Consider the following 4,261-nt stretch of genomic DNA (forward strand, 5'->3'; position numbering starts at 1 on the left):
CGGCCAATCGGCGATCATCGCACCGAAGCTGCCCTTTTCATGGGCCACATCCAGCACCAACTGCGCGTTGCGTGGCACGCTCTTGAGCTTGCCCAGGTGGCGAATGATGCGCGTGTCCTGCATCAGGCGCTCCAGGTGCTCGGCGCTCATCAGCACGACTTTTTCCGGATCGAACTTGAAAAACACCTCTTCGAACGCCGGCCACTTGGCGTCCACCAGGCTGTGCTTGAGCCCGGCGCGGAAGACCCGCAGGGCCATGGTCGAGAGGTAGCGGTCGTCGCTGATCTTGCGCAGTTGCGCCGGGGTCTTTGGCACAGGGAGGCGGGCTTCCAGTTCAGCCACCGAACCGAAGCGGTTCAGACAATACTCGTGCAGCCACTTGTAATCGCGCATGCCTTCTCCTAGGGATTAAAACAAAAACGGCGCTTTCAAGCGCCGTGAATAGTGTCGCTGCGACCGTCAGAGATTCACCACATTGACGAACCGCGGCGTGGCGTTTTCGTCGATGCGCAGGTTGGTGAAGTCGAACAGGTTGCGGTCCGCCAGTTGCGACGGGATGACGTTCTGCAAGCCACGGAAAATGCTCTCGGTACGACCCGGGGTCTTGCGTTCCCATTCCTGAAGCATCTCCTTGACCACCTGGCGCTGCAGGTTTTCCTGGGAGCCGCACAGGTTGCAGGGGATGATCGGGAATTGCTTGAAATCCGAATAGGCCTGGATGTCCTTCTCGTTGCAATAGGCCAACGGGCGAATCACCACGTTGCGCCCGTCATCGGCGCGCAGCTTGGGTGGCATGGCCTTGAGCGAGCCGTTGTAGAACATGTTCAGGAAAAACGTCTCGACGATGTCGTCGCGGTGATGACCCAGGGCCATCTTGGTCGCACCGATCTCATCGGCGAAGGTGTAGAGCGTTCCACGGCGCAGGCGTGAGCACAGCGAGCAGGTGGTCTTGCCCTCGGGAATCAGTTCCTTGACCACCGAATAGGTGTCCTTCTCGACGATGTGGTATTCCACGCCCAACGACTCGAGATAGGCCGGCAGCACATGCTCGGGGAACCCGGGCTGCTTCTGGTCCATGTTCACCGCAACGATGTCGAACTTGATCGGGGCAACCTTCTGCAAATGCATCAGCACGTCGAGCAAGGTGTAGCTGTCCTTGCCGCCGGACAGGCAGACCATGACCTTGTCGCCATCCTCGATCATGTTGTAGTCGGCGACCGCCTCACCGGCCAGGCGGCGTAGGCGCTTTTGCAGTTTGTTCTGGTTGACCGTAAGAGTGCCCATGACGCGAAATCCGTGAGGTGTGACGAAAGGCCGGCATTTTAGCTTTTCAAGCAGCTGCAAGCTACAAGCCACAAGCTGCAAGCCAAGCGCGGTGCTTCTTCTTGCAGCTTGCCGCTTGAGGCTTTTCGCTATCAGCCGTCTCGCCTACAGCGCGATTTGCTCTAAGCACCCTATCCCCCTGACGGCCACTCCTTCCTATACTGCGGCATAAGGTCGCACACACTTACAGACCTTAACTTACCCGGCCACTTGGCCCGTAGGCGCTCCGTTGGGGGGCGATGGCAATAACAAAGGAGTGACTGACTATGATCCATCATGTCGTGGGGCTCTTTACCCACCCTGATCAAGAATGGAAAGAAATCCGTGGCGATCAGGAGGAAAGCATCAGCCACATGTACCTCACCCACACGTTGATCCTGGCGGCCATTCCGGCCGTATCGGCGTTCATCGGTACCACGCAGGTGGGATGGGTCATCGGCAATCGTCCACCGGTGATGCTCACCCAGGAAAGCGCGCTGTGGATGACCATCATGTCCTACCTGGCCATGTTGGGCGGCGTGGCGGTGATGGGTGCGTTCATTCACTGGATGGCCCGCACCTATGACGCCAGCCCGAGCCTGGCCCGGTGTGTCGCGTTTGCTACCTACACCGCAACCCCGTTGTTCATTGGTGGCCTGGCGGCGCTCTATCCGCACATGTGGCTGGGGATGATCGTCGGCACCGCGGCGATCTGCTACACCGTCTACCTGTTGTACGTGGGCCTGCCGACGTTCATGAACATTCCCCAGGACGAAGGCTTCCTGTTTTCCAGTTCGGTGCTTGCCGTCGGCCTGGTGGTGCTGGTGGCCATCATGGCGTTCACGGTGATTGTCTGGGGGCTGGGCGTTGGTCCGGTCTATACCAATTGAAGGATTGAGGCTCTCCAACAAAAAACGATCTGCCACCACAGGCCGCCGCAAGGCGGCCTTCCGCTGTCTCTGGATCTGCCTGCCGGGACGACCGCTGGGCGCCTGGGCGATTCGCAACGGCCAGCGCTTGCGGCATACTCGCCTTTCTGGAGACCCGTAAAGCATGCTCGAGCAACTCAATATCCGCGTCGAAGAGTGTTACCAACAAGCCGAATCCTTTTTCAAACGTCCTTTCAAACGCCCGGTGGTCAGCCTCAAGTTGCGCGGCCAGAAAGCCGGCGTCGCGCATTTGCATGAAAACCTGCTGCGCTTCAACCCACAGCTGTACCAGGAAAACGCCGAAGACTTCCTCAAGCAGACGGTTGCCCACGAAGTGGCGCACCTGATTGCCCATCAGTTGTTCGGCGACCGCATCCAGGCCCATGGCGAGGAATGGCAACTGATCATGCGTGGGGTCTACGAACTGCCGCCCAACCGTTGCCACACCTACGAGATCAAGCGCCGCACCGCGACCCGCTACATTTATAAATGCCCGTGCGACGGCAGCGATTTCCCGTTCACGGCCCAGCGCCACCGCCTGGTGCGTCAGGGGCGGCGGTATTTGTGCCGCAGTTGTCGCAATACTTTGGTGTTCAGTGGGGAGACGCGGGTCGAATAGCAGGTTTTGTGGTGCCTGGGCTGGCCTCATCGCGAGCAGGCTCGCTCCCACAGGGGGCTAGTGAACGCCGCAGACCCAATGTGGGAGCGAGCTTGCTCGCGATGGCGGCTTGACAGACGCTACAAAACCACCCCGTGCTTACGCAACGCTTCGATCCGCTCAGCACTGAACCCCAACGCCCCCAACACTTCGTTCGTATGCTCCCCCAGCCTCGCGCCGATATGCCGCGGCTCGGGCAGCCCTTCGGAAAACTTCAACGGACAGGCCATCTGCGTCTGGCTCGATCCATCGCCACGGGGCACTTGGGTGACCAGCTCCCGAGCGTTCAACTGAGGATGCTCAAGCGCCTCGTCCAGCCCCAGTACAGGCTCGACGCAGGCATCGACCTTGGCAAATATCGCGCAAAGCTCGGCGAAATCGTGCTTCTCGAATTCAGACTGCAGTTCCTGCTTGAACCGTTGAGCAGGCTCCGATGACAGCCCTAGGGCTCTCAATTCCGGTCGCCCCAGCGCCTCGCAAAGCGCCCGCATGAAAGCCGGTTCCAGGCTCCCAACCGACATCCAACGGCCATCGCGAGTGCGGTAGTAGTCATAAAAACTGCCGCCGTTCAGCACGTGGTTTTCCCGCGCCGGCTCCACGCCACAAGCCAGGTAACCGGCGCCGGCCAACGCATTCAGGCTGAATGCGCAATCGGTCATGCTCACGTCCAGGTGCTGACCTTGCCCGCTCTGCTGACGGGCGATGACGGCCGCCAACAGCCCGATCACCCCATGCAGCGAACCACCGGCGATGTCCGCCGCCTGGATCCCCAGCGGCAACGGGCCGCTGTCGGCGCGTCCGGTGTGGCTGGCCAGACCCGCCAGGGCCAGGTAGTTGATGTCATGGCCGGCGCGGTCCCTGTAGGGCCCCGTCTGGCCGTAGCCGGTAATCGACACGTATATCAGCCGGGGATTGATTGCCTTCAACGCCTCATATCCCAGGCCCAACCGCTCCATCACGCCGGGGCGGAATTGCTCCAACAGGATGTCGTGGTCGGCCAGCAGCCGTTTGATGATCTCCAGCGCCGCCGGCTGCTTGAGGTCCAGCGCCAGGCTGCGCTTGTTGCGATTGAGGTAGGCGTGGCTGGCCGAGACGCCCTGGTCGTGGGGCGGCAGGATCCGCAGCAGGTCCGGCCGGTCCGGCGACTCGATGCGCAGCACCTCGGCCCCCATGTCCGCCAGCAACAGCGAGGCAAACGGCCCCGGCAACAGGGTCGAGAAATCCAGAACCTTGAGCGATGCCAGTGGACCTTGCATGGAGATCTCCGTTTTGAATGTACATTCAAGACTAGGCAGGGGTTGGCGGCGGAGCAATTACCGAGGGTGGCGTTGGAGCTGACCATTACGCTCACGCTGGGTTGTGTAGGAACTGC

General features: G+C 60.7%; 5 protein-coding genes. 2 read left to right on the forward strand and 3 right to left on the reverse strand.

Translation table 11 applies throughout. The annotated features are described in order from the left end of the window. Together OC610_RS22105 and ttcA are read right to left on the reverse strand one after the other, a co-directional pair. Positions 1 to 393, reverse strand: a 393-nt coding sequence (locus OC610_RS22105; RefSeq protein ID WP_264430774.1) for a DNA-3-methyladenine glycosylase I, incomplete at its 3' end; no start/stop codon positions are given. Between the two features lie 66 nt (positions 394 to 459). After that, positions 460 to 1,284, reverse strand: coding sequence for a tRNA 2-thiocytidine(32) synthetase TtcA (gene ttcA, locus OC610_RS22110; protein WP_030142418.1), 825 nt, complete (start codon positions 1,282 to 1,284; stop codon positions 460 to 462). A gap of 305 nt (positions 1,285 to 1,589) precedes the next feature. Between ttcA and OC610_RS22115 the strand changes: the two genes are divergently transcribed. Together OC610_RS22115 and OC610_RS22120 are read left to right on the forward strand one after the other, a co-directional pair. After that, the gene (locus OC610_RS22115) at positions 1,590 to 2,192 is read left to right on the forward strand and encodes a Yip1 family protein (protein ID WP_030142419.1); all 603 of its coding nucleotides are present in this window, start codon (positions 1,590 to 1,592) and stop codon (positions 2,190 to 2,192) included. Between the two features lie 163 nt (positions 2,193 to 2,355). Further along, on the forward strand, positions 2,356 to 2,850 hold the full coding sequence (locus OC610_RS22120) for a SprT family zinc-dependent metalloprotease (RefSeq protein ID WP_264430777.1): 495 nt from the start codon (positions 2,356 to 2,358) through the stop codon (positions 2,848 to 2,850). 119 nt (positions 2,851 to 2,969) lie between these two features. Here OC610_RS22120 and OC610_RS22125 read toward each other — a convergent pair whose 3' ends face one another. Beyond that, a complete protein-coding gene (locus OC610_RS22125; RefSeq protein WP_264430778.1) occupies positions 2,970 to 4,145 on the reverse strand; it encodes a CaiB/BaiF CoA transferase family protein in 1,176 nt (391 codons plus the stop codon). Positions 4,146 to 4,261 lie beyond the last annotated feature (116 nt).

This window comes from Pseudomonas agronomica (assembly GCF_025917275.1).
Lineage (GTDB): Bacteria > Pseudomonadota > Gammaproteobacteria > Pseudomonadales > Pseudomonadaceae > Aquipseudomonas > Aquipseudomonas agronomica.